Raw genomic sequence first — 21,652 nt, forward strand, 5'->3', positions numbered from 1 at the left:
TAATATTATATATAAAAACTATTTTTTTGTCAATTTTATTATGGTTACATTTTCTTATAAAAATCTATATGATTTTGCAACTCTTCAGGCAAAGGATTACCTGTTTTAGTGAATTTGAAATATCTATTTTCTAATTCAGTGGCTTTTTTATTTCTTATGTTTTTAAATCTATTAGCCATATCAGCAAACATAGGCTGTTTTTCAAGTTCATCTCTTATGTTTTTAGCAAAAGGAACTTGTCTGTATAGTATGCCTCTTGCTACTCTGTTTAGACGCATAATACCTTTACTTTCGTATTTAAGCCCATATAACATAATCTGATACAAATACTTCTCTTAAATTGTTTCTGCATTTTTTAATTTGTACTTTTAATTTTTCTTTTAGCATCATCAGAGAGATTTCTATTTTTCTTGTAGAACTGAATATAATCGCTGTATTCTGAAGTGATAGACATTTGAGTAATATCATTCCAAGCAGGACCAAGCATAGTTTTACAAAGCTCCCATCTGAAAGCACCCATCATAGGAAGAGTTAAACCTTCCAAATCTTCTGATGTAAATATAGGAAGTAGGAATCTAGCTGTACTATTTTTTTGTCTGCTTGAAAGCTCTTCCCACATTATAGCACGAGAACCGTATGTAGGCATTAATATAATGTTTGGAAGTACTTCCTGCATAACTAATTCTTTTTCTATGTTTAGCTCTTTATTTTTATATAAAACTTCTCTGTAGAAAGCAGAAAAATCTATTTCTAATATAGAGTTTAAAGTGTTTTCCATTGCTTCTCTTTTAATTAAAGAATCTTTGAAATCTTTAATTATCATGTCCTTGTGAAGAATAGGGAAATAAACACTTATTTGACCATAACATAATCTATGAGTAGTTTCAATCATATTATCTATTTCATATTCAAGTCTTTTAAGAGGGCTTTCCCAATGTTCTTCTAATTCATGGTCGCTAATAATACCTCTTTTTTTCATCTCTCTTAAAGCTTCTCTATAGTCTTGTCCGAAACCATTAACTGAAGGAGGCTCTTCTTTATCATAAATTTTTTGAAGCCATTCATCTATATAAAATACATTAATTTTTTTAGTAGATGTTTTATCTTTTACTTCGTATAAATCAACAATTTGATTTGGAGTAAGTAATTGGTCGTCCATGTATCCGAAGTTTAAGAACATAGAAAATAATTTATTTTTTTCACTGTTTATAATATATTTTTTAGCTATTTCTTTATAAACTTCAAAGAATACATTTGTAACACTTCTTCTGATTTTTCTAGCATCATCTTCAGTGCTAAATTTATCTTTTAATTTTTTGAATGCATTTAAAGATTTAAAGAATGTTGAAGCTCTATCTTCAGGTATTCCAGCCATTTCTATTATTTTTTGCTAGGGTTTCTAATCTCTTCAGGAATAGCTTCTACACCCATAATTACTTGAACATTATTTTCTTCGCTATTCGATTCATCATTATTATGTGAGTTTATATTTTCTGTAAGTTTTTTTATAGTGCTTTCTAATTCATCTATATCTATATTTAAATCATAGTCATATTTATTTTTAATTTTTTCGCATACATCTTTTGTAGTATTTGCTATATATCTAGAATATCTAGCCCATACTTCATAATTTTTTCCTTGTTTTTCTAATTCAAAAGCCATTTTAGAATATTCTGTAAATAGAGATTCTTGATTGTTTGAATATAGAAAAGATATATTTTCCATAGTGCTTATAAATTCGAATTTCAACATATCAGCTATATCTTTTAAAGTTTGATATAATATAGCAGTAGCAGATAGAGTCATATTAACATCATAGCTAAAGAAAGGAGCTTTAATTTCTTTAGGCATAGTTAAAAATCTTTTTATATATTCAATTTCAAATTCTAATTTTTCATTTTCTTCTACGATTTTATTTTTATTATTATTATATATCTCTTCATGGTCTTCTTTTATAAAATCAGTATTGAAATCTGTAGGGAAATTAAAACCATCATTTGTAGCATATTCAAAAACTTCTTTTGTTTTTAGAAATAATTCAGATTTAATATTTTTATTTTTAGCATTTAAATTAAAATACATAACCCCAAGATTTGTAGTTACTATTTTAAGTTCATCATTAATTTTTTTAATTTTAATATATTCGTCATAAGTTTTCATTATCATATAAGCAAGAGAATGATACATATTAGTTAGATATGTTCTATTGCTATTAAAGAATGTTTTTATATATTCTATATCAGGAATATTTATTGTATATATTTCATTATCATTTTTAGACTTAAAAGAAAATATATAATTAGAATCATACATAAAAGCTCCGATTCCAATCATAATATTTCTAGGTATAGAAAAAAGTTTACAACTATATTTCATAATTTCTTCTTCATCTTCTATCCCTATTAATTCTCTAGAAGATATATAAACATCAATTTCACCTTTAGTGATAATAGAAATGTTTTTAATTTTTTCGCCTTCATGATATATAGTAGTATTTGGTGTAAGATTTTTTATTCCATTTTCTTCGGGTATATTCATATCAAACTCTCTAAAATTATTTATGATAAATTATAAAAATAATAATACAATTATAAGTTTTTTTGTAAAAAAAAGCGAATTTTTGGTTAAATATTTTGTTTTAATTTTATTTAGAGAATTTGGCTTTAAAAATATGTATAAAATGTATAATATAAACCTATTTTTAGAAAAAAAATGCAAAAAATTTGTGTTTAACGGCAAAAATAGTATTGCGTTTTTTTGGCTGCATGCTATACTAATAAAACATTGATGATAAATAAAAAACATCAATGAGAAACAAAAGATGATCTTTGACAGATATATAAGAGCGTAGATTTTTATAAAGTATTTCCAATTAAGAAACGGAAAGTCAGCAATTATAAAAATCTTCACTTGATAAGAAAAGAAAACACAATTAGATTGTGTGTCTTAGAGTAGAAACAATTAAGCGGACGTTACTAAAGAATTAGAAGAAACAGCTTTAATTAGCTAATAGTCTCATTCAAGACGTATTAAACTTAGAAACTTAGCAATAAGAAGAAAAGGATAATATGGTCAAGTAAGTAAGGGCTTAAGGTGGATGCCTAGGCACTGGAAGGCGATGAAGGTCGTGACAAGCTGCGATAAGCTACGGGGAGAAGCAAATATTCTATGATCCGTAGATCACCGAATGGGAAAACCTATAGAAGTAAACCTTCTATATTATACACTGAATCCATAGGTGTATAAGGCAACACCCAGGGAACTGAAACATCTAAGTACCTGGAGGAAGAGTAATCAAAATTGAGATTCCCTCAGTAGTGGCGAGCGAAAGGGGAAGAGCCTAAACCGTAATAATGTCAAGTTGTAAGGCGTTGTTATTGCGGTGTTGTAGGGCGGCGAGTGGTATACTTACATACATCGACTTTGCTATATATGATAGTGGAACTGTTTTGGAAAAGCAGGCCATAGTGGGTGATAGCCCTGTACACGAAATCATATATACAAGGTTTTGTCGTTCCTGAGTAGGGCGGGGCACGTGAAACCCTGTTTGAATCTGGGTAGACCACTATCCAAGGCAAAATACTAACCAGTGACCAATAGTGTAGAGTACCGTGAGGGAAAGGTGAAAAGTCTCCCGTTGAGGGTTATTAAATAGAACCTGAAACCTTAAGCTTACAAGTAGTCAGAGGGAACCCTGCTAGCAATAGTAGAAGGCCTGATGGCGTGCCTTTTGTAGAATGAGCCTGCGACTTATAGTATGTAGCAAGATTAAGAGGTAATAGCCTTGTAGTCGTAGTGAAAGCGAGCCTTAATAGGGCGAAATTAGTTGCATGCTATACGACCCGAAGCCAAGTGATCTACCTATGAGCAGCGCGAAACTCGAGTAACATTGAGTGGAGGTGCGAACCAGTGGCCGTGAAAAGGCTTTGGATGACTTGTGGGTAGGAGTGAAAGGCTAATCAAACTTGGAGATAGCTGGTTCTCTCCGAAATGTCTTTAGGGGCAGCGTTATGTGTTTACTTGCGGGGGTAGAGCACTAAATGGACTAGGGCTCCTAACCGAGTACCAAACCCAACTAAACTCCGAATACCGTAAGTTAAGAGCATGGCAGTTAGACAGCGGCGGATAAGCGTCATTGTCAAAAGGGAAACAGCCCAGATCCTCAGCTAAGGTCCCAAAATCTATGTTAAGTGGGAAAGGATGTGAGAATACTTAAACAGCCAGGAGGTTGGCTTAGAAGCAGCCATTCCTTTAAAGAGTGCGTAACAGCTCACTGGTCGAGTGTTTTTGCGCCGAAAATGTAACGGGGCTCAAACATAGTACCGAAGCTAGGGAATTATAGAGTTAATCTATGATTGGTAGGAGAGCGTTCTTTAAGCCGTTGAAGGTGTATCGTAAGGTATGCTGGAGGTATAAGAAGTGAGGATGCAGGCATGAGTAACGAGAAAACGGGTGCGAAACCCGTTCGCCGCAAACCCAAGGTTTCCTAGGTAAAGCTAATCTGCCTAGGGTTAGTCGACCCCTAAGATGAGGCTGAAAAGCGTAGTCGATGGGAAACAGGTAAATATTCCTGTACTATAGTATGTTTCGATGGAATGACACAGATTGTTTGCGTACGCGAGGTGATGGTTATCCTCGTCGAATAGCCGAGACTTGTGGTGAGTAAAATGCTTGCTGCTTTAAGGTTGAGGTGGATAGTGACTGGGCTTTCGGGTTCAGGAAGTTGCGTGAATTAGGCTGTCTAGAAATAATTCCTAAGGTTAGGCATATTATAATCGTACCGCAAACCGACACAGGTGGGTGAGATGAGTATTCTAAGGCGCTCGAGATAATCTTCCCTAAGGAACTCTGCAAATTAGTCTTGTAACTTCGGAAAAAGAGACGCTTGAATCTCGGTAGCAATATCGGGAGGAGAGTCGCAGTGAAAAGGCCTGGCCGACTGTTTAACAAAAACACAGATCTCTGCAAACATGTAAATGGATGTATAGGGATTGACACCTGCCCAGTGCTGGAAGGTTAAAAGGAGAGGTTAGCGTAAGCGAAGCTTCGAATTGAAGCCCCAGTAAACGGCGGCCGTAACTATGACGGTCCTAAGGTAGCGAAATTCCTTGTCGGGTAAGTTCCGACCTGCACGAATGGTGTAACGATCCGGGCACTGTCTCGGGGAAGAACTCGGTGAAATTGAATTATCAGTGAAGATGCTGATTACCCGCAACAGGACGGAAAGACCCCGTGAACCTTTACTATAACTTGACATTGAGTTTTGTTTTGTGATGTGTAGAATAGATGGGAGGCTTTGAAGTGGGAGCGCCAGCTTTCATGGAGCCATCGTTGAAATACCATCCTTCGCAAAATGGGATTCTAACGATTAGCCGTTATCCGGCAGTCGGACATTGTCAGGCGGGTAGTTTGACTGGGGCGGTCGCCTCCTAAAGAGTAACGGAGGCGTGCAAAGGTCACCTCAAACCGAATAGAAATCGGTAGTAGAGTATAAAGGCATAAGGTGGCTTAACTGCGAGAGAGACATCTCGAGCAGGTGCGAAAGCAGGTCTTAGTGATCCGGTGGTCCCGAGTGGAAGGGCCATCGCTAAACGGACAAAAGGTACTCCGGGGATAACAGGCTTATCTCCCCCAAGAGTTCATATCGACGGGGAGGTTTGGCACCTCGATGTCGGCTCATCGCATCCTGGGGCTGGAGCAGGTCCCAAGGGTTTGGCTGTTCGCCAATTAAAGCGGTACGCGAGCTGGGTTCAGAACGTCGTGAGACAGTTTGGTCCCTATCCGTTGCGGGCGTTGGAAAATTGAGAAGAGTCATTTTTAGTACGAGAGGACCGAAATGAACGCACCTCTGGTGTATCTGTTGTTCTGCCAAGGGCATCGCAGAGTAGCTATGTGCGGACGGGATAACCGCTGAAAGCATCTAAGTGGGAAGCCTCCTTCAAGATTAATTTTCCCTATGAGTTTCGTTGGAGACTACGACGTTGATAGACTGCAAGTGTAAGCAGGGAAGAAATACCTGTTCAGCTGAGCAGCACTAATCAGACCAATGGCTTGACCATATTATCGTTTTCTTCTTACAAACAACAGAAAACATAATCAATCAGAATGAGACAATCTACGCTCCTATATATCTGGCAATATCATCAATAATTTGTTCTTTAATTTGCTAATATTATTTCGGTGACCATAGAGAAAGTGATACACCCGTTCCCATTCCGAACACGGCAGTTAAGCCTTTCATCGTCGATGGTACTGTAAGGGTAGCTTTACGGGAGAGTAGAACGTTGCCGGGTATATATTATATATTTTTATCCCAATAGATTATTTCTGTTGGGATTTTTTATATTTAAATTTTTTATAAAAAACTACTTAGATTAATAAAATGAATAATAAACAAAGAATTATAAAAACTATTAGAATTATAGCATATTTATTTTCTTATATGATGGTTACAGTTGTATCTTTTAATTATGGTTATATGTTTTATGCTATTAAATTTGATGGTGCTTCTGCTTCAGCAAATATTTCTTTTATTTTTGCTTTGCCATTTATAATTGCTATATTATTATGTGTTATTTTAATAAAAATTATAAATAAAAAAATGAAAGATTAATAATAGATAGATATTTTTTAATTCTCATAATTAATAGGGATATTACTAAAAATGAATAGAAAAAATAAAAAAGTAAATAAAAAAATAATGGGTATATCTATATTATCAGTTACTATATTAACTATTATAATTACTCTGCCTCTCACTTTTCTTATTTATAATCTTAAATTGGAAAATGTTTCTTTTCTTCCAAATACTTTTTTAAAATATCTTTTATCTTTTTTAATAGCTTTTACAATAATTCAATTATTGATGCTAATTTTTTATAAGATTGTATTACTTATTTTTACTATGATTTTTTCAGTTATTATAAAGAAAATAGCTAAAGAAGATAGTAAATATAATTAATCTGTATTTATTTTACGCTTTTACCTTCTATGAATGTATAATCAATATAAAATACTTTTTCTACTTTTACATTATTAATTAAATTTATCAAAGTATTAGCAGCGGATACTCCAGCATTAAATGAATCAAATTTTATAGTTGAAAGTTCAGGCTCTATTATTTTATCAATCTCATATCCTCCAAACGATATTACAGATATATCATCTGGAATTTTAAGCCCCATTTCCTTTGCAACCATATAAACACTATGAGCTTGCCTATCTGTAGAACATATTATTGTATCTAATTTTTTATTTTTTAATAATTTTTTGGCTGCAATTTTTGAACTATCATAAGAAAAATCTGCTATTTCAATATTTATTTGTTGTATCTTATATTTTTTTAAGCCGTCTATTATACCATTTCTTCTATTAACACCAATAGCAACATCTTTTTCATCAACGCTAATAAAGCCTATATTTTTATGATTTCTCTTAGCAATATATTCTCCTATCTCTACTCCAGCATTATAATCATCATTAATTATACTTATACCATCACTATATTCTTGCCCATAAATTACAAAAGGTATATCTAATTTTTTTAATATTTTTTTATGTTCAGCTGTAATATATGTTGCACTTAATACTATTCCATCAACATTTAATCTCTTTAGTTTTTCTATATATTTAATTTCTAACTCATTTTCATGATTAGTATTCATTATTATTGGCATATAATTTTTTTCTCTAAAAGTCCTCTCTAAACCAGTAAGCACTCTTGATGTTATTATTGAGTCTAAAGCAGGTACTATAATTCCTATCATATAGCTTCTTCTTGCTTTTAATCTAGCAAAAGTATTAGGCTCATAATTATATTTTTTTATTATTTTGGCAATTTTTTCTTTAGTTTCTTTTTTTATATATCCGCCGTTAAAGTATCTTGATATTGTAGTTTTTGTAACACCAGCAAGTTCTGCTATTTCTTTCATTGTTATTTTTTTGTTTTCAGTTTTCATCATTAGAACTCTTATTCTGTATTTTTAGAGAGTATATATCTTTTATATTAAAAATCAAATATGCAACTTTATTTTTTGTAAATTTTTTTTAATTATAGTTGACAGTATATAAAAATATGATAAAATAATATGTAACCGATTACATATATATTAGGATTTTTATTATGGCTATAAATTATAAAAAAACCGCTGAAGAAATTATTAGAGTAGTAAATAAAGAAAATATCATATCTGCTGCTTTCTGTGCTACTAGATTAAGATTAATAGTAAAAGACAGAGAGAGCATAAAAGATTCTGATGTTCAAAAGATAGATGGTGTTAAGGGAGTATTTTTTAATTCTGGACAGTATCAGATAATATTAGGAACTGGTGTTGTAAATAAAGTTTATGCCGAGGTTATTAATTTAGGAATTGAAGGTTCATCAAATCAGAGTGCAGAAGAGTCAAATAAATCTACAGAAAAAAACAGTTTTAGAAAGTTTATTCGTATATTTGCTGATGTATTTGTACCTATAATGCCTGCTATGATTGCAACAGGTTTATTTTTAGGGCTTAAGGGTGCTTTAATTAATGATAGTTTTTTAAGCATGTTTAATTTACAAGTATCAGACATACCAGTTTCTGTTATGACATTTATGAGCGTACTTACAGAGACAACATTTGCATTTTTGCCTGCTTTGGTATGTTGGTCTACTTTTAGGGTATTTGGAGGCTCTCCTATATTGGGTATATTGTTAGGTTTAATGTTAGTTTCTCCTGCTTTGCCTAATGCGTATTTGGTTGCCAATCCTGACAGCGGTGTGAAACCTATAATGCTTTTTAATTTTATACCTATAGTGGGCTATCAAGGAAGCATACTTCCAGCACTTATCGCTGGTATTATAGGCTCTAAAGTGGAATTAAATTTAAGAAAAGTAATACCTAATATAATAGATATACTTGCTACTCCTTTTTTAACTTTACTTATAATGCTTATATTATCTTTAGCTGTAATTGGACCAATTTTCCATATAGTTGAACAGTGGATATTGGTAGCTATTAATTTCTCTTTATCATTACCTTTTGGAATTGGAGGATTTATAATAGGTTTTGGAATAATATTTATAGTTGTTACTGGCGTTCACCATATAATGAATTTAATAGAAATATCTTTTCTTGCTGCAACTACATTAAATCCAATCAATCCTCTTTTATCTGTTGCAAATTTAGCTGCTGGTGCTGCTTGTTTGGCTGTTACATTAAAGACTAGAAGAAAGAGTGTAAAAGCTATGGGTTATGGTGCTACATTATCAGCTTGGCTTGGAATAACAGAGCCTGCTATATTTGGTATTAATATAAGATATGGAATAAAGCCTATGGTTTGCGGTGCTATTGCTGCTGGTATAACAGGGTTGATTGCAAGATTATTAAACTTACAGGCTACTGCTAATGGTGTTACTGGTATACCTGGTGTATTGCTTTATATTTATGACAGCAAACAATTAATAGGTTATATTGCCGTTGCTTTAATTACTGTTGTTCTATCTTTTACTATTACTTGGTTTTTTGGTGTGCCTGATGAATATATGCAAGAAGATGAAGAGTAAAAAATAGTTATATTAAGGATAATCAAATGAATTTGGTTGCTAAAGTATTTGAAGAGGCAATAAAACAAAAAGAGATTGAATATATTAAGAATAATAGGGAAAATAAAAAATGGAGATTAAATTTTCATTTAATGCCTCCTGTAGGTTGGCTTAATGACCCTAATGCTTTATCTTATTTTAAAGGTGAGTATCATATATTTTTTCAATATTCCCCTTTTGATGTTGATGGAGGATTAAAGTTTTGGGGTCATTACACAACTAAAGACTTAATCAATTATAAATATATAGGAGTTTCATTATATCCAGACCAAAAGTATGATTGTCATGGGGTATATTCTGGTTCTGCTTTTATAGAAGATAATAAGATGTATGTATATTATACAGGCAATGTAAAGCTTTTAGGCAAGCATGATTATATTGAAAGCGGAAGAGAGGCTAATACTATGCTTATTGTTTCTGATGACGGTATTAATTTCTCTGAAAAAGAATGTTTAATGGAGATGAAAGATTATCCTAATGGCATAACAAATCATATAAGAGACCCTAAAGTGTGGAAAGAAAAAGATTGTTATTATATGGTTCAAGGTGCAAGGAAATATGGAACTGATAGAGATAATGATATTGGTGAGGTATTAGTATTTTCTTCAAAAGACAAAAGAAATTGGAAACATATAAGCACTATAAACACTAAAGAGAGATTTGGTTATATGTGGGAATGCCCCGACTTGTTTAATTTAGATGGTCAGAATATTTTAATTACTTGTCCGCAGGGTGTGAAGCAAATTGAGAGTGTATACGAAAATATTTATCTCTCTGGATATTTTTTAATTAATGATGATTACAGGCATAAAGATTCTCTTGAGGCAGCTAATTTTACTGTATTAGATAGAGGTTTTGATTTTTATGCTCCGCAGACATTTTTAGATGAAAATGGAAATAGAGTTCTTATAGGTTGGATGGGTGTTCCTGATACTGAAGAGACTCATAAAAACTTAAGCATTCAATATGGCTGGCAGCATTGTTTAACTGTGGCAAGAGAATTAAGTTTCAAAAATGGCAAACTATATCAAAAGCCTCATAGAAGTTTAGAAAAATTAAGAGAGAAAAAAATATTTGAAAATAAATGTTCTTATTCTTCATTATCTGATAATTTAATTTCTGATATTAACTCTTACGAAGTCTTAATTGACAATATAAAAAGTTCTAATGATTTTGAGTTATTAATTTCTGAAGGTTGTTCTATTAAATATAAAGAGAATAAATTTATATTAGAGTTTCTAAATGATAGAGGAAAACAAATAGGCGGCGGCAGAATAAAAAGAAGTGCATATTTAGAAAAGTTAGAAAACATAAGAATATTAATAGATACTTCATCTATAGAGATATTTATAAATGAAGGCGAGATGGTATTTACTACTAGGTATTATCCAGATGAATATTCTTTTAGAGTTTCAGGGGATATGAGTTTAACAATATATAAATTAAAATCATTTAACTATTAAATTTGTTTTTAATGGTTTTATTATAATAGTTAAAACACTATATAGTAAAATCTCAAAAAAATTAAAACACATTTTTGACAAATTATGCTTGTTTCGGTATAATATAGTATATGTATGCATCTTTTATTAGAAATAGTAAAAAATATTTTATGCTTTTTTCTATTTTCCGATAATAATTTTATAATAAATATTAATTTATGGGGGGATTTAATTGTCTACTAATAACGGTTATCAAAAATATAAAAAAATTGATGTTAGTACAGCATCTCAAAATAGACTAGTTATTATGCTTTATGACGGTGCTATCAAGTTTCTTGAGAATGCTTGTAATGCTATTGACAAAAAACATGGTACAGAAGAAGCTCATAATAATATAATGAAGGCTCAAGAGATTATATATGAACTTCTCTCTTCTCTAAACTATGATGCTAAAGAAATAGCTGAAAGATTAGCTTCTATTTATACTTATATGAATCAGAGATTAACAGAAGCAAATATATCTAAAACTAAACCGCCTATATTAGAGGTTATAAAATATCTTAAAGAATTAAAAGGTGCTTGGGAGGGTGTTGAGCAAAAATTATCTTCTAATAATGCTGATAATAATAATACTACAAAAGAAGATAGTAATCCTGCTCCTCAAACTAATTCTACTCCTGCTGATAATAAAAGTTATGATAAAAAATTTATGAAAAAAGATGATAAAGCTGTTACATCAAAATTAAATATTACGGGTTGATGATGAAAAAGATTTGTTTTTATATTTTTATATTTATAGTTTTTATAATTGCTGTATCTTGCGGTGATAGAACTAAAGAGACTCTTGAACAGTATCAAGCTAGAATGCAAAATGCTCAGATACTAAAATATTACAATATACAAGAAGTAACTCCGCCAAGAGTTGTAGATGACGGTATATTATTTACTTTTGCAGAAAATTATGATTCTGTGGAAGTGTCTGGAGATTTTAATAATTGGGAAGATAGCATACCTCTTATAAAAAACTCTTACGGTATATTTTATTATTTATGGCAAACTCCTTTAAAGGCTGGTAAATATTTATACAGATACAGAGTTAATGGTGTTTGGATTAATGACCCTATAAACCAAAATGTAGAATATGACAATAATAATCAAGAAGTTAGTTATTTTGTATTAGGAAATGATATTGGTTTTTATGAACAAAATCCTATATATAATGCAGACGGCACAGTAACATTCTTCTACAGCAATGATACTGCATCAGAAGTTATGTTTACATCAGATAAATTAGGTTTTGACAGCTTAAGATATCCTATGACTTATTCTAATAATTTATGGACAATTACTTTAAGAGCAGAGCAAGGTCCTTATTACTATAACTTTGTAGTTGATAGAGTATGGGAAATAGACCCTCTTAATTTGAATGTTTATAAAGGTAATGATGGAAGACTTCACTCATTTACTACTATAAATTATAATAATACAAATCTAATAAAATAAGATATTAAAGGCTCATATTATATATAATAATACGAGCCTTTTTATTATTTTTTATTATTATTGATAATATTCTATCGCTTCTATATATTGATTTCTTAATTCATCATTTGTTATGCTGTTAGTAAAGCTTTTTAGATAGTTTATTCCTTCTTCTTTGTTTCCCATAATTATTTTATAAATGCCGTTAAAATATATAGCCTCATATAGCTTTTGAGAATTACTATAATTGTTTAATACTTCATTAAAATATTTAATACCTTCATCAAACTGTTCATTGTAAAACAAAAGTGTTCCTATATCTATTAAATATGTTGGTATGTCTTCTTTTTCTATTTTGTTTTCTTTTATTAAAATATCATACATTTCCATTGCTTCTTTATAATACTCAGAGTCTATATATATTTTTAATTTTTCTATAGTAGGATTATTATTAGAAAACTCTCTGTTAATATTTGCTGATTTTTCTTCTATTTTTTTTATCTCTTCAAGTAAATCATTTGTATCAATATAGCCTAATATCTTTTTTATAATAAAGCCATTTGTATTTATAAAAACTGTAGTAGGGAAGGCACTAATATTATATTGGTTTGTAAGAAGTTTTTTATCATTATCTTCAGCATTAATTTTTAAAGGCACAAAGTTGTAATTAATATTAGAAGCAATTTCTCTATCTAAATAAACATTAGTCTCCATTATCTTACAAATTGTACACCAATCCGTATAAAAATCTATCATTATACTTTTATTTTCTTTTATAGCTTTTTCTAATGCTGTATTATAATTAGTTTCCCAGTTTATTAATTGTGTATTTTGATTATTATTACAAGACAATAATAATAATATACTAAATGCTATAATAAAAATATTTTTCATTTTATATATCCTAATTTATTTTTTATTCAGTATAAAAAAACAGCCATCATATATAAAATATAATGACTGTTATTTTATTATCAAGTGTTTATATAAAACTAATTATTAATATTTAGTTTCATAAGGAAGAAGAGCAATATTTCTAGCTCTTTTTATAGCTTTAGTAACTAATCTTTGATGTTTAGAGCAAGTACCATTTAAGCGTTTAGGTATAATTTTTCCGCTTTCTTTAACATATTTTTTTAATAATTTTATGTCTTTATAATCTAATACATCAATATTGTTTTTGCAGAAATAGCATATTTTTTTCTTAAAGAATTTTTTTCTGCTAGCTGCATCTTTTTCATTTACTTCTTTGTTAAAATGCTGTTTTTTATCAGCTTTAACTTTATTTTCTTCTTCATTATTAGAAGTATTTTCTATATTTTCTGTGTTTTCTAATTCCATTGTTTTATCTCCTCAAATATTTAATTAAAATGGCACTTCATCATCGTCAGAAAAATTACCTATATCAATACCATCAGACATTCCTCCGCCAACAGAAGCAGAAGGAGTATATGTTGTATCCATTGAGCCAGATTGACCATTAGCACCTAGCATTTGCATACTATTAACTATGATTCTAATTCTTGATTTTGTGGTATTTGTATCTTTATCTTGCCATCTATCCTGTCTTAAAGATCCATTAATAGCTATTTGTTTGCCTTTAGTTAAATATTTGCTTATAGTTTCTGCAGTTTTACCAAAAGCAACTACATCAAAATAGTTAACCTCATTAGCATTTTTAGTGCTTACATAATAGTTATTTGCTATAGAAAATTCTACAACAGCACTTCCGCTTGGCAAATATTTTAGCATTGGGTCAGCAGTAAGTCTGCCTATTAAAGTTACATTATTTACATCTGACATAATAATTTAAGCCTCTTAGATTAATGAATAATTATGCTTCTTGACTATTAGATTCTTCTTTTTTAACTTCTTTTTTTTGCATAATTTCATCTAAACGAACTATTATAAATCTTAATATACTAAGCTCATATCTCAATTCTTTTTCAATTGTTTGTAAGCTTTTACCATCACATTTGAAATGATAGAAATAGAATTTACCCTCATTTACTTTACGAATAGGGTAGCTTAGTTTGTGAATGCCATAATCTGATTCATTGAAGATTTCACAATGATAGTTTTGTAGGATTGATTTGACATGTTCTTTTGCTTTTTGATGTACAGAGTCATTTATCTCTGTAACGAAAAGAATTTCATATTCTCTCATTTTTGTAAACTCCTTGGACAAGGCTTCATATTTATAGAAGCGAAGTATTTAATATTATTTTTATTCTAGCGATTATATATTTTTTTGCTAAAAAGTCAATGAATTTTATTATATAAATTTGGGTATAGAATTTTATGATGAAATAATATATATTAATATAAAATGGTTGTTATATGAAAGACTATAATAAAGAGATTTTTACAACAGATATAAAATATTTAAAAGGCGTAGGACCAAAATACGCAGAAACACTCGCTAAAAAAAATATATTTACACTTTATGATTTAATAACATTTTTCCCAAGAACATATGATGACAGAAGAAATACATTAAAGATAAATGAAGCATTAAAAAATCCGGATAAAAACTCTGTGGTGTATGTTGAAGTTATAGATGTGGGTAGTTTTACCTTTCAGTTTAGAAAGAAGCCATTAATAATAGTTACAGACGGCATCACATTATGCGAAGTTCCTATATACGGCGGACGTGTTCCTGCTGGAGCAACTAAAGGAGCAAAATTGTACCTCACAGGGAAGTTTGTACGCAATATGAGGGGTAAGGTGCAATGTAGGTTTGTGGAGTTTGAAAAGCCTTCTTCAAATTCTTTATCCTATGGAAAAATAGTGCCTATATATCCTCTTACAGAAGGACTTTCACAAAAAAAATTAAGAACTTTAATTGTAAGTGAATTAGAAAGATTTGAAAAGAACATGCAATATGATATACCTAAAGTAATTAAAAAAAAGTATAGATTAAAAAGTTTTGTAAGCTCTATAATGGAGATGCATTTTCCTACATCTTTTGAGGCATTGGAAGAGGCAAGAGAGAGTTTAGTTTTTGAAGAGTTTTTAACTTTTCAGTATATACATTTAAGTGAGAGAAGACCAAATATACTTATAAAAGAAGAAAGGTATAATAGCAGTAATTTATTAGAGAGGGTAAAATTAAGTTTAGGTTTTAGCCTCACAGATGACCAGAATAACGCCATAGAAGAGATAAAAAAAGATATGTTTTCTAATAGGCAATTATTTAGGCTTCTTCAGGGAGATGTTGGGGCTGGAAAAACAATTGTTGCATTTCTAACGGCATTAATACCAACAGAATCTAATTTTCAAACAGCTTTTTTAGCTCCCACAGAAATATTAGCACTTCAGCATTATTATACTTTTAAAAAAATAATAAAAAATGCCAACTTAGAAGATGTTATAAAAATAGATATACTTACTTCATCTGTGAGTCAAAATGAAAGAGCATATACATTAAAAAGACTTAGAGAAGGTAAAACGCATATATTAGTAGGAACGCATTCTATATTATATGACGAAGTTGTATTTAAAAATCTTGCTTATGCTATAGTAGATGAACAGCAGAGATTTGGAGTTAATCAAAGAAATAAATTATTGTCAAAAGGAAATAATGTTGATTATCTATTAATGACAGCAACACCAATACCTCAGTCTTTAGCTTTAACTTTGTTTGGAGAGTTGGATTTATCTATTATTAAGAGCATGCCAAAAGGAAGAAAGGGAGTGCTTACCAAATATAAAGAGTTATACGAAAGAGACCATTGTTATAAGTTTTTAAAAAGCAGAATAGCAAAAGGCGAGCAGGGTTATGTGGTTTTTCCTTTTATAGAGAATGATGACAGCAGTATAATAACTTTATCAAGCGAGTTTGAGAGGGCTAAGCAAACCTATTTTGAAAATATAAACATAGAAATAATACATGGCAAGATGAAAGATGAAGAGAAAGAGTATATTATGAATAGGTTTTCAAACGGTGAGATAAAGGTGCTTTTTTCAACAACTGTAATTGAGGTAGGTATAGACAACCCCAACGCCACGACAATATTAATAGAAGGAGCAGAGCGTTTTGGATTATCGCAGCTTCATCAGCTTAGAGGAAGAGTTGGCCGTGGCGATAAGCTTGGCTATTGTTACTTAATACTTCATAGTGAGCTTAATGATATAATAAAAGAGAGAATTAATGTAATATGCGAAACTACTGATGGTTTTAAGATAGCTGAAAAAGATTTAGAGCTTAGGGGTGCTGGAGAGTTTTTGGGAGATAAGCAAAGCGGCATAGCAGATTTTAAGCTTGGCAATATTGTAAAAGATGCTGAGATTATGCGTAAGGCAAAAGATGAGATGCGAGAATTATTGAAGCTTGATAGAGAAGAGTTTTTTAGAGAGAATGAGGATTTTGTTATTAAAGCGAATTATTTAAAGAAAGAAATGAATATTTAGTTTTTTATTACAACTGTTTCAAAACTATTGATATAGAATATTAATTATAATTTTTTTATGAAATAAAATGTTGTTGTATATTAATAAAAAATATTTTAGTTTTAAGATAAACTATTGTTTTGACTTAAAAATGCAGCCTTTTTGGTTCTTTGCGGCAGCAAAAGAAGTTGGGTGCTACCCTATGGGCACGCTTCGCAGGGGGCAAAGCCCTGCAAATATTAAAAAATAAAAAAATTCATTATATACTTTAGCAAATATATATTGCTATCCTTTGTAAATTATAGGAATGTTATCAACTTTTTCCCGCAGCAAAAAGTTTTTGCCCTTCGGGCACGCTTCGCGAAAGTGCAAGTGCTTTAGCTTTGTATGTTTGGAGTATGTATAAACTATATTGTAATACCAATATTTTAAGCTAAAAAATTGCAGTCCTTTTGCTTCTTTGGGCCACCAAAAGAAGTGGGGTGCGGGGCAAAGCCCTGCAAATAATAAAAATAAAAAAGTTAAAAATTTTTAGTATATATTAAAACAATAATTTTTTATCTAGCTGACGCTACCGTAAGTACGCCTATCCTTTCTATAAAATCCAATTTTCTTAATTCTAATGACATCTCATTTAAAGTTGAACCTGTTGTAAATACATCATCTATTATTAAAATATTTATTTTTTTATTGTCATTAAACTTATACTTTTGGTTTATTTTAAAAGCGTTTTTTATTGCTTTCTCTCTAAGCTCTTTTCCTTTTATCATGCTAAGAGGTTTACTTTCTTTTTTTCTAATTATTATATTTTCTATTAATGGTATATTTACTATTTTTGTATATGTGTCTTGCTATAAGTTCGCTTTGATTATAGCCTCTTTCAAGCAGTCTGTTTTTTCCAAGAGGCACAAACGAAACAGCATCGAATTTATTAATATAGTCTTTATAATAAAAAGAAAGCATAACAGCAAAATCTTTACAAATTAAATATCTATGGCTAAACTTCATCTTATGAATTAAATTACTTGTTTTATCATCATAATAAAGCATTGATTTACATTCATCAAAATAAATGTTTTCGTATGAGCATATGCAAGTTGAATCTTTTGTGTCTATTATTCTTCCGCAGCGATTGCATCTTATATAATCATCTCTATGAATATAGCTTAATTTATTAATACAATCTAAGCATATATAATTTATTTTATCGCTTTGAATAATATTTTTGCATATGATGCAATGATTTGGAAACAGTATATTAAAAACAACAGCAAAAAATTTTTTAAGCATTATTTCCTAATTTTATTAATGCTTCTTTTTTTAAATACTCTTGAACAATCTCTAAATCTTCTTTTGTATCAATTCCATGTATAAAATGATTAGTTTCTAATACTTTTATTTTCATTCCATGATAAAGCCATCTCAACTGCTCAAGCTTTTCTATTTTTTCGTATTCACATTCTTGTAAGTTTTCTATTTTTAAAAGAGCCTCTCTTCTAAAAGCATAAACTCCAATATGTTTATAATATTTAACTAATATATCTTGGTCAAATCTTTTATATGGTATAGTAGCCCTTGAAAAATACATTGCATAATCTTTATAATCGCATACAACTTTAACAGCATTTTCATCTTTAATCAAAGGGCTGTAATCATCAATTTTTGTTTTTAAAGTAGCTATATCAACATTCTCATCATCAAAAGCATCTATAACAGGTTTAAGTATATCTTCATTAATTAATGGCTCATCACCCTGAACATTAATAATAATGTCAGAGTCTATATTTTTAGCAACTTCTGTTATTCTTGAAGTGCCGGAAGTATGATGCTTTGAAGTCATAACTGCTTTAGCATTGTTTTTTTCGCATATGTCCATTATCTCTTTAGAATCTGTTGCCACTATAACATCATTTATATTTCTAGTAGCTTTAACATTGTCATATACAGCAATGATTATAGGCTTGCCTAATAATTCATAAGTGAGCTTTTTTGGAAATCTTGTGGAATCATATCTTGCAGGTATTATAGCTGTTACTTTTCTCATTTTATTTACCACCTATAATGTCTTTTACCATATCTGATAATTTATTTTTAAACTCTTCTTGAGTTTTTGATTCTAATAATAATACAGTATACATGCTTAATTTTGATATCTTTGTCATAAGTGATAATAATTGCAAATACTTATCGCTTTTATCTATAGGAGTTAAAAACATAGTAAGCAGATGAACAGGTTTTTGATCTAGAGCATAATAGTTAATACCTGGCTTTGATATTGCAAATATTAATTCATTTTCCTGAACTTCTTTAGTTCTTAAATGCGGAAAAGCTACGCCATAACCTAAACCGCTTGATATAATATTTTCTTTTTTAAACATACACTCTATAGTTTTAGAAATATTTATTCTAAGTCCATTAGATTCTGCATATATCAGCATTTCACTTATAGCTTCTTGTTTATTATTTGCTTTTAAGTCGAGTATGATATACGATTTTTTAATATCATCTAATATTTCATTCAAACTCATCATAAGAGTAAGTCCTTTTTTAAATATCTGTATTAAAATTTTCTTTTATATATTGCTCTAATGTATATTGTTTTTGAATAAGCTCTAATGTTATATTAAGCGGATATATAGTGCTATGATTTTTAAAATCTATTCCTATAGCTTCATCGTCTAAATCAACTTCTCTAGAAATTACCCATTTGCCGTCAAAATGCATTTTAATAATTTCTCCAATATATGTAGCTATAGCAAATATAAAGTTTCTGCTATTATCATCATTTTCTAATATTTTGTTTATTTTTTCTTTGAAGAACTTATCAATTTCTTTTAGGCTTTGAAGAGTATAATCAATATGATATCCTTCTCTTATTAAGAAATTACTTATCCAATTTGCCGTTCTTATGATATCGTTTTCTGGAAGTATATATTTAGACATAATCATTATAACCTTATAAAGACTTATGATATATTTTTTTTTTAATAAGTCAAGTTTTTGATAATTTATCAAATAAAAATAATACAATAAATTAGTTGACAAAAAAAGAAATTAATATATAATTGAGGAACATATTTAACGGGATGTAGCGCAATTGGTTAGCGTACCTGCTTTGGGAGCAGGGGGTTGTGAGTTCGAGTCTCACCATCCCGAATGCGCTAGTAGCTCAATTGGATAGAGCAACTGCCTTCTAAGCAGTAGGTTACAGGTTCGATTCCTGTCTGGCGCGCATAGGGTCTTAAATAAAAAGACTCTTTTTTTTCTTTATTATGGCGAATGTAGCTCAGTTGGTTAGAGCGCCAGATTGTGGATCTGGATGTCGCGGGTTCAAGTCCCGTCTTTCGCCCTTCCTAAATAAAAAAGCAATAATAAATAAAAAACAATCATACTTGATATTTTTCCTCTTTAATATAACATTTCTATTATGGAGGCTACAAAATGGAAAAAATTAAAAAATTACTATTAATATTTACTCTTTTGGCTATAAGCAATATATCAGTATTTGCTGCTAGCGGTTTTGAAGCTATAATTAATGTGCCTTTAGGTTTATCTATTGGTGTTCCTACTGGTACTTATGAGGCTTTATCTGATAAAGGTAAAGTTGGCTTTGATTCTGGAGTTACTGCTCAAATTGGATATATGATAGGTATTGGTAAATTGGGGATTAGCATATTGGGTGAGTTTGGTTATAGTTATGACAGCTATAAAATGTATTTGCTTCAGTCTGAAATTTTAGGTCAAAAAACTGAAATGAATTTAAACATGTATACTCATAGCTTTCAAGTTGGCTTGCTTCCAAAAATCAATATAGGTCAATTTGCTATAGGTGTTGGTGCTGGTGTTAAGATACCTATTGCTGCTACTTATGAGACAGATGCTACTGTTTTTGGAGTGAATGAAAAATTTAAATATGATTTGAAAAGAAAAGATATAGAACAGTTTAGCAGAAATGTTATTCCGTATATTAAACTTACTTTTGATTATTCTATATATTTTGGCTCTAAAATGGCTTTGAATGTTGGGGCTTATTTAGGTTATGATTTTGGTCTTGCTGAAAAAAATACTATAGACAATGAATATACAAGTGTTGATAGTTTTGATTTGGGTTTGCAATTGGGTTTAAGATTTGCTCCTAAACTATAATATTGTATAATAATAAAAATATTTACCGATAATTAATTACTATTAATTAATATAAAGATTAAAAAAGCGTCTGTGGCTCAATTGGATAGAGCAGCGGATTTCGGTTCCGTCGGTTGGGGGTTCGAATCCTCTCAGACGCGTAATTTTTTATTCTTCGTTTTCTTTAGATGTTTATTCTTCTTTATATGTTTCATCATCATCTGTGTAATCATAAATGCCATATTTCCACTCTCTATACTTCTCTATTTCATCATTAAAAGATTTTATACATAAACCTATAATAAAAGCATCGTCTAATAATCCTATTAATGGAAAAAAATCTGCTATAGCATCAAATGGAAGAAGCAAATAAAGTAATGATGCCGCTATTGCAGATATTACTTTCCAAGGAACATTTTTATAATTGCCAGATATATAGTCTTTTATCATACTAATAAATATTTCTATTTTGTCTTTAAATAAATAAAGTCTATCTGATGATTGCATTGTATTAAATATTTCTTTAGTTTTTAAAAGTAAAGATTCTAATTTATCATGATTGATATTAGATGTTATAGATAACCATATTTTTTTTGCTTTGTTTTTTAAATACATTTTTATATATCCT

At 30.0% G+C, this 21,652-nt stretch carries 17 protein-coding genes, 4 tRNA genes, 2 rRNA genes and 2 pseudogenes; 14 read left to right on the plus strand and 11 right to left on the minus strand.

Annotation, left to right across the window (positions count from 1 at the left end; all coding sequences use genetic code 11):
* Positions 1–44: 44 nt before the first annotated feature.
* Positions 45–2,538, minus strand: a pseudogene (locus BPP43_RS12685) (DUF8509 domain-containing protein).
* A gap of 532 nt (positions 2,539–3,070) precedes the next feature.
* Here BPP43_RS12685 and BPP43_RS09635 point away from each other — a divergent pair.
* From BPP43_RS09635 to BPP43_RS09650, 4 genes are all read left to right on the plus strand, one after another.
* A 23S ribosomal RNA gene (locus BPP43_RS09635) occupies positions 3,071–6,059 on the plus strand.
* A 117-nt stretch (positions 6,060–6,176) separates the two neighbouring features.
* Positions 6,177–6,293 (plus strand): 5S ribosomal RNA (gene rrf / locus BPP43_RS09640).
* Between the two features lie 89 nt (positions 6,294–6,382).
* Positions 6,383–6,613 carry a hypothetical protein gene (locus tag BPP43_RS09645; RefSeq protein WP_013243911.1) on the plus strand — a complete coding sequence of 77 codons (231 nt, stop codon included), beginning with the start codon at positions 6,383–6,385 and terminating at the stop codon, positions 6,611–6,613.
* A gap of 51 nt (positions 6,614–6,664) precedes the next feature.
* Positions 6,665–6,961, plus strand: a complete 297-nt coding sequence (locus BPP43_RS09650; protein ID WP_015274821.1) for a hypothetical protein — start codon at positions 6,665–6,667, stop codon at positions 6,959–6,961.
* A gap of 7 nt (positions 6,962–6,968) precedes the next feature.
* On the opposite strand, the gene BPP43_RS09655 is transcribed toward BPP43_RS09650, so the two are convergent.
* Entirely contained in the window at positions 6,969–7,961 is a 993-nt protein-coding gene (locus BPP43_RS09655; protein ID WP_013243909.1) for a LacI family DNA-binding transcriptional regulator, read from the minus strand.
* Between the two features lie 161 nt (positions 7,962–8,122).
* On the opposite strand from BPP43_RS09655, the gene BPP43_RS09660 reads away from it, so the two are divergent.
* The 4 genes from BPP43_RS09660 to BPP43_RS09675 all read left to right on the plus strand — a co-directional run bounded on the left by BPP43_RS09660 (position 8,123) and on the right by BPP43_RS09675 (position 12,528).
* The gene (locus BPP43_RS09660; RefSeq protein WP_015274823.1) at positions 8,123–9,544 is read left to right on the plus strand and encodes a PTS transporter subunit EIIC; all 1,422 of its coding nucleotides are present in this window, start codon (positions 8,123–8,125) and stop codon (positions 9,542–9,544) included.
* A gap of 26 nt (positions 9,545–9,570) precedes the next feature.
* The gene (locus BPP43_RS09665; RefSeq protein ID WP_015274824.1) at positions 9,571–11,046 is read left to right on the plus strand and encodes a glycoside hydrolase family 32 protein; all 1,476 of its coding nucleotides are present in this window, start codon (positions 9,571–9,573) and stop codon (positions 11,044–11,046) included.
* 211 nt (positions 11,047–11,257) lie between these two features.
* Entirely contained in the window at positions 11,258–11,785 is a 528-nt protein-coding gene (fliS, locus tag BPP43_RS09670) for a flagellar export chaperone FliS (RefSeq protein ID WP_013243906.1), read from the plus strand.
* Between the two features lie 2 nt (positions 11,786–11,787).
* Positions 11,788–12,528, plus strand: a complete 741-nt coding sequence (locus tag BPP43_RS09675; protein WP_015274825.1) for an early set domain-containing protein — start codon at positions 11,788–11,790, stop codon at positions 12,526–12,528.
* A 57-nt stretch (positions 12,529–12,585) separates the two neighbouring features.
* Here BPP43_RS09675 and BPP43_RS09680 read toward each other — a convergent pair whose 3' ends face one another.
* From BPP43_RS09680 to rpsF, 4 genes are all read right to left on the minus strand, one after another.
* Positions 12,586–13,401, minus strand: coding sequence for a thioredoxin fold domain-containing protein (locus BPP43_RS09680; RefSeq protein ID WP_015274826.1), 816 nt, complete (start codon positions 13,399–13,401; stop codon positions 12,586–12,588).
* Positions 13,402–13,506: 105 nt separating this feature from the next.
* Complete coding sequence (gene rpsR, locus BPP43_RS09685) at positions 13,507–13,848, minus strand: 30S ribosomal protein S18 (protein ID WP_014935320.1); 342 nt, start codon at positions 13,846–13,848, stop codon at positions 13,507–13,509.
* Between the two features lie 24 nt (positions 13,849–13,872).
* Positions 13,873–14,310, minus strand: a complete 438-nt coding sequence (locus BPP43_RS09690; protein ID WP_013243902.1) for a single-stranded DNA-binding protein — start codon at positions 14,308–14,310, stop codon at positions 13,873–13,875.
* A gap of 31 nt (positions 14,311–14,341) precedes the next feature.
* Positions 14,342–14,674: a 30S ribosomal protein S6 gene (rpsF, locus tag BPP43_RS09695; RefSeq protein ID WP_014933851.1), complete on the minus strand. Its 333-nt coding sequence runs from the start codon at positions 14,672–14,674 to the stop codon at positions 14,342–14,344.
* A 173-nt stretch (positions 14,675–14,847) separates the two neighbouring features.
* Here rpsF and recG point away from each other — a divergent pair, with 173 nt between their 5' ends.
* Positions 14,848–16,920: an ATP-dependent DNA helicase RecG gene (gene recG, locus BPP43_RS09700; RefSeq protein ID WP_015274827.1), complete on the plus strand. Its 2,073-nt coding sequence runs from the start codon at positions 14,848–14,850 to the stop codon at positions 16,918–16,920.
* 536 nt (positions 16,921–17,456) lie between these two features.
* On the opposite strand, the pseudogene BPP43_RS09705 reads toward recG, so the two are convergent.
* The 4 genes and pseudogenes from BPP43_RS09705 to BPP43_RS09720 form a co-directional block, all read right to left on the minus strand.
* Positions 17,457–18,189, minus strand: a pseudogene (locus BPP43_RS09705) (ComF family protein).
* Positions 18,182–18,943, minus strand: coding sequence for a 3-deoxy-manno-octulosonate cytidylyltransferase (gene kdsB, locus BPP43_RS09710; protein ID WP_013243899.1), 762 nt, complete (start codon positions 18,941–18,943; stop codon positions 18,182–18,184). Before kdsB ends, BPP43_RS09705 begins: the two are co-directional and overlap by 8 nt.
* 1 nt (position 18,944) lies before the next feature.
* Positions 18,945–19,430, minus strand: a complete 486-nt coding sequence (locus BPP43_RS09715) for a PTS sugar transporter subunit IIA (protein WP_014935325.1) — start codon at positions 19,428–19,430, stop codon at positions 18,945–18,947.
* 16 nt (positions 19,431–19,446) lie between these two features.
* The gene (locus BPP43_RS09720) at positions 19,447–19,848 is read right to left on the minus strand and encodes a hypothetical protein (RefSeq protein ID WP_014935326.1); all 402 of its coding nucleotides are present in this window, start codon (positions 19,846–19,848) and stop codon (positions 19,447–19,449) included.
* 133 nt (positions 19,849–19,981) lie between these two features.
* Between BPP43_RS09720 and BPP43_RS09725 the strand changes: the two genes are divergently transcribed.
* The 5 genes from BPP43_RS09725 (at position 19,982) to BPP43_RS09745 (ending at position 21,185) form a co-directional block, all read left to right on the plus strand.
* Positions 19,982–20,055 (plus strand) — tRNA-Pro (locus BPP43_RS09725).
* A 2-nt stretch (positions 20,056–20,057) separates the two neighbouring features.
* Positions 20,058–20,131 (plus strand) — tRNA-Arg (locus BPP43_RS09730).
* Positions 20,132–20,173: 42 nt separating this feature from the next.
* Positions 20,174–20,249: transfer RNA gene (locus BPP43_RS09735), tRNA-His, on the plus strand.
* Positions 20,250–20,340: 91 nt separating this feature from the next.
* Positions 20,341–21,045: a hypothetical protein gene (locus BPP43_RS09740; RefSeq protein WP_015274831.1), complete on the plus strand. Its 705-nt coding sequence runs from the start codon at positions 20,341–20,343 to the stop codon at positions 21,043–21,045.
* Between the two features lie 66 nt (positions 21,046–21,111).
* Positions 21,112–21,185, plus strand: a tRNA-Arg gene (locus BPP43_RS09745).
* 31 nt (positions 21,186–21,216) lie between these two features.
* On the opposite strand, the gene BPP43_RS09750 is transcribed toward BPP43_RS09745, so the two are convergent.
* Complete coding sequence (locus BPP43_RS09750) at positions 21,217–21,639, minus strand: YkvA family protein (protein ID WP_013243895.1); 423 nt, start codon at positions 21,637–21,639, stop codon at positions 21,217–21,219.
* Positions 21,640–21,652: the final 13 nt, after the last annotated feature.

It is taken from the genome of Brachyspira pilosicoli P43/6/78 (assembly GCF_000325665.1).
In the GTDB taxonomy this organism is placed as follows: domain Bacteria; phylum Spirochaetota; class Brachyspiria; order Brachyspirales; family Brachyspiraceae; genus Brachyspira; species Brachyspira pilosicoli.